Origin of the sequence: Pinirhizobacter sp. (assembly GCF_035317885.1) — a bacterium.
Classification (GTDB): Bacteria; Pseudomonadota; Gammaproteobacteria; order Xanthomonadales; family Rhodanobacteraceae; genus Pinirhizobacter.
On the sequence record NZ_DATHFX010000402.1, the window covers coordinates 1 to 4,050 of the forward strand.

Below are 4,050 nucleotides of genomic sequence, written 5' to 3' on the forward strand. Positions count from 1 at the left end.
GTGGCGCAGTTCCTTGCGGCAGGCGTGCCTGCCTCGAAGTTGTTCATCGGCGCGGCGTTCTACGCCCGCCGGTTCAACGACGTGAAGCCCGCGGCCAACGGCGTGTACCAGCGCTTTGGCAAGTACGGCGGGGAAGTTCCCTGGCCGGAACTGAAGACGAAATACGTCGACACGAATGGCTTCAAGCGCTACTGGGATGCCGATGCCCAGGCGCCGTACCTATGGAACGCCACCACCCGCAGCTTCATCACTTATGACGACCCCCAATCAATCGCCGCCAAGGTGGCCTTCGTCAAGAGGTTGCACCTGGGCGGCGTGATGTACTGGGAGCAAAGCCAGGACACCGACGGCGAACTGCTGCGCGCGGTGTCCGGCCGGTAGACAACAGGTCGGCGGGATTGGGGGTCAGAGTGAATACTCTGACCCCGGCTTCCGCGACTTTTACTTCTTGAACCCCGCGGCGATGAACTCGTGCATCGCGGCATACGCGCGCGTGGCCGACTTCTCGTCGTAGCGGCAATTGCCCGCCTTGCCGGTGGCTTCCTTCTCGGTGAAACAGTGCACGGTGTTGCCGTAGTCGACGAGGGTCCAGTCGACCTTGGCATCGCGCATCTCCTTCTCGAAGGCGGCCTTCTGGTCGTTGGGCACATTGCTGTCGTCGGCGCCGTTCAATACCAGTACCTTGGCCTTGATGTTCTTCGCCTGGGCAGCATCGTCGGTGGACAGGATGCCGTGGAAGGTCACCACCGAGGCGATGTCGGCGCCGCTGCGAACGAGGTCGAGCACGGCCGAGCCACCGAAGCAGAAGCCGATGGCCGCCAGGCGCGAGCCATCGATCGGCGCCTTGCCCACCTGGGCCTTGAGCTCTTCAAGTGCCTTGGTAACGTGCTTCTTCATCAACGAGCGATCGGCATAGAACGGCTTGACTGCGACGCCTGCTTCGTCGTCGTTGGTCGGACGCACGCCCTTGCCGTACATGTCGGTGAGCAGGATCACGTAATCCTTGCCGGCGATCATCTTGGCCTTGGCGATGGCCATGTCGTTCACGCCATACCAGTTGGGCACCATCACCAAGCCCGGGCGCGGTGTTTTCACCGCATCGTCGTACACCAGCACGCTGTCGAAGGTCTTGCCGTCCTGCGTCCAGCTCACCGGTTTTGCCACCATCGCCGCCTGCGCGACGCTTGCGATTGCGAACACGATACTTCCGAACAACCATTGCCTCATACGCATGAACATTTCTCCATTAGTGGACTTACGATGAGTCATCGCCCACTGGCGTGGGCGATGAGCAGATTCTTCAGCGGTGCAATCGCGTTGAGCGCGGCCACGCCCAGTGCACGCGCGGCGACCACGGGTGACCATTGCGCGGCATAGATCCGCGCGAGCGCATCGAACGACAAGGCATCGAGTTCATCGGCGCTGCGGCGGCGGCGGGCGTAGCGGCGCAACACATGGGCGGCGCCGATGTCCGCGCCGCGCGTGCGTGCGTCGCGCAACGTGTCGCGGAGCTCAGCGACATCGCGAAAGCCAATATTCACGCCCTGGCCGGCCAGCGGATGCACGGTATGGGCGGCGTCCCCAAGCAGCACGAAGCGCCCTGCCTGGTAGCTCTTTGCCAGTTGCATGCGCAACGGGAAGGCCGTGCGCTTGCTGGTGGCCATGATCGGCCCAAGCCGGAAATCACTGGTCACGCCAAGCTCATGCCTGAAATCGGCGTCGCTCAAGGAAAGGATCCTCGCAGCCTCCGCCTCGGGCAGCGACCATACGATGGAACTGCGGCCATCGGCCAGCGGCAGCAAGGCCAATGGACCGCCGAGCAGGAAGCGTTGCCAGGCCGTGGCCTGGTGTGGTCGCTCGTGGGACACATGGGCAACGACGGCGCGCTGGTTGTAGTCGCGGCCTTTCACCCCGATGCCGGCCATGGCACGAAGAGGCGAAGCGCCACCATCGGCAGCCACCACCACGCGGGCGTGCACCGTACTGCCATCGTCAAGCGTGAGGGTGGAACGGTCGGCATCGGCGTGCCACGCAGACACCACGGCCGGACTGCGTACCGTCACCCCCGCGCCTGGCAATCGCTGGAAAAGCTCCTGCTGCACCAGGTTGTTCTCGACGATCCAGCCCAGCGCCTTGCGGCCACGATCACCGGCATCGAAGTCGATGGCGCTGCCGGTGACTTCGTCCCACACGTGCATGTGCCGGTAGGCGCTGGCGCGGGCGGCGCGGATAGCGTCCCACGCACCGAGTTCCTCCAGCAGGGCAACGGACGACTCGGCCAGGCCGACCACGCGCAAATCCACTTCGTCATCGGGCCTCCAGGGCGCAGGATCCCGCGCCTCCAGCAGACCCACATGGAAGCCCTCGCGTGCCAGTGCCAGTGCTGCCGCGGCGCCCACCATGCCGCCGCCGACCACGGCGACATCCAGCAAGGATGAGCTGCGCCGCGTGCTCATGCGTGCCCTTCGCGCACCGCAATGGGAGCACCAGCGCGCAGGCCCATGCCGCGCGCCGTCATCGCGGCACGAAGCGGCGGCGCACCCATCGCCAGCATAGCCAGCGAACGCAATGGGCCCAGGGCGGGTTCGGGGAGGCACGCAAGGCTAGCCAGGCCGTGGCTCATGGTCATGGTGGCTTCGCGGTCGGCCTGCCGGCGCCCTGCATAGGCGGCCAGCAATCGTGCATCGCCGGGATCGGCCGCGGGAGCTGCAAGCTCGGCCAGCGTGAGTGCGTCGCGCAGACCCAGGTTGAAGCCCTGTGCACCAATCGGGTGGATGGTCTGGGCGGCATTGCCCACCAGCACGGCACGCGGCCCGACGAGGCGGGATGCAGCCACACGGCGAATGTCGTGGCGGAAACGCGGACCGGGACGTGTGAGCTTGCCCAGTCGCCAGCCGAAGCGGCGCTGCACCTCGGCGCAGAAATCGTCGTCCGCCATGGCCTGCATGTGGTCGGCATCGGCAGCGGCGACGGTGACGATGATGCCCACCCGCCCCTGCGCCAGCGGCAGGATGGCCACCGGGCCATCGTCGGTGAAACGCTCGAAGGCGCGCATTTGGTGGGCACGCGCCGGCGTGGCAGTGGCGACGAAAAGCGACTGCTGGTAGTCGATGTCGTCGGTGCCGATGCCCAGGTTTGCACGCACGAAGGAATCGGTGCCATCGGCACCGACCAGCAGGGCGGCGTGGACGGTTCGCACACCGTCGGGTGTGGCCAGTCGGGCCTGCCAGGCGTCGTCCTGGTATTCCAATGCCTCCAGGCGCGCCGGTGCCAGCCTTTGCAACCGGGTGCAATGGTCGAGCCGGCTCGCCAGGGCCGCGCCCAGCGCGGGAGCGGGCAAGGTCCACCCCATGGCGTCCACGCCGGCGGCCCGGGCCGAAAGCCGCACGCTACCGAAGTCGCCTGCCCGGGTAACGTGGATATCGGTGATGGCCGTGGCCGCCGCGCGGGCGTGCTCCCAGGCGTCGATGGCGATGAGGCCGTTCACGGTGGCTCGTGCCAGTGCCAGGTTGCGGTCGCCGGGAGCGGCAGGCGCGGGCACACGCGGGGCGCCGGCCTCCACCAGGATGGCGTCGCGGCCGGCGGCGTCCAGCGCGATGGCGAGGCTGGCGCCGACCAGGCCACCGCCGACGATGAGGATGGGGTGCGCGTCGGTCATCCGCCAATAATACGCGTTGCCGGGTCCGGCGGCCCGCAGTGCTAGAATGAGAATTGTCCAACTGAATCTTTCGAAGTGGAGTCGACCCCATGGCTTTGACGCACGTACAGCGCACCGGCATTTTCGCGCTGCTCGCCATCGTGATGGCCGCCACCCGCGTGAACCACTTCGGCGCCCTGCCCGACGCCACCTGGGCGGTGTTCTTCCTCGGCGGTTTCTGGTTGCGCGGCTCGGCACGCTGGGCCTTCCCGCTGCTGATGGCCGAAGCCGTGCTGGTCGATTTCTTCGTCATCCGTGGACAGGGCATCAGCTTCTTCGACCACTACTGCGTCTCGGTGGCCTATTGGTGCCTGGTGCCGGCCTATTTCAGCATGTGGCTGGGTGGCAGCTGG

The 4,050-nt window shown here is 66.6% G+C and carries 4 protein-coding genes and 1 pseudogene; 2 read left to right on the forward strand and 3 right to left on the reverse strand.

The window, feature by feature from the left end:
• The coding region (locus tag VK519_RS13245; protein WP_324350474.1) for a glycosyl hydrolase family 18 protein at positions 1-381 on the forward strand (381 nt) is incomplete at its 5' end.
• Between the two features lie 60 nt (positions 382-441).
• Here VK519_RS13245 and VK519_RS13250 read toward each other — a convergent pair.
• Genes VK519_RS13250 through VK519_RS13260 form a run of 3 tightly spaced genes read right to left on the reverse strand, consistent with a single transcriptional unit; the run spans position 442 to position 3,658 of the window.
• A complete protein-coding gene (locus VK519_RS13250) occupies positions 442-1,227 on the reverse strand; it encodes a dienelactone hydrolase family protein (protein WP_414692751.1) in 786 nt (261 codons plus the stop codon).
• Positions 1,228-1,265: 38 nt separating this feature from the next.
• Positions 1,266-2,456 (reverse strand): FAD-dependent oxidoreductase, encoded by a 1,191-nt coding sequence (locus VK519_RS13255; RefSeq protein ID WP_324350478.1) that lies wholly within the window; start codon positions 2,454-2,456, stop codon positions 1,266-1,268.
• Positions 2,453-3,658 carry an FAD-dependent monooxygenase gene (locus tag VK519_RS13260; protein WP_324350480.1) on the reverse strand — a complete coding sequence of 402 codons (1,206 nt, stop codon included), beginning with the start codon at positions 3,656-3,658 and terminating at the stop codon, positions 2,453-2,455. Before VK519_RS13260 ends, VK519_RS13255 begins: the two co-directional genes overlap by 4 nt.
• An 89-nt stretch (positions 3,659-3,747) precedes the next feature.
• Here VK519_RS13260 and VK519_RS13265 point away from each other — a divergent pair.
• Positions 3,748-4,050, forward strand: a pseudogene (locus VK519_RS13265) (hypothetical protein); the annotation flags it as partial.

Bases quoted from the DNA above. Each gene is read 5' to 3' on its own strand.
- VK519_RS13255 (WP_324350478.1), bottom strand. From the start codon at position 2,456: ATGAGCACGCGGCGCAGCTCATCCTTGCTGGATGTCGCCGTGGTCGGC.
- VK519_RS13260 (WP_324350480.1), bottom strand. From the start codon at position 3,658: ATGACCGACGCGCACCCCATCCTCATCGTCGGCGGTGGCCTGGTCGGC.
- VK519_RS13250 (WP_414692751.1), bottom strand. From the start codon at position 1,227: ATGAGGCAATGGTTGTTCGGAAGTATCGTGTTCGCAATCGCAAGCGTC.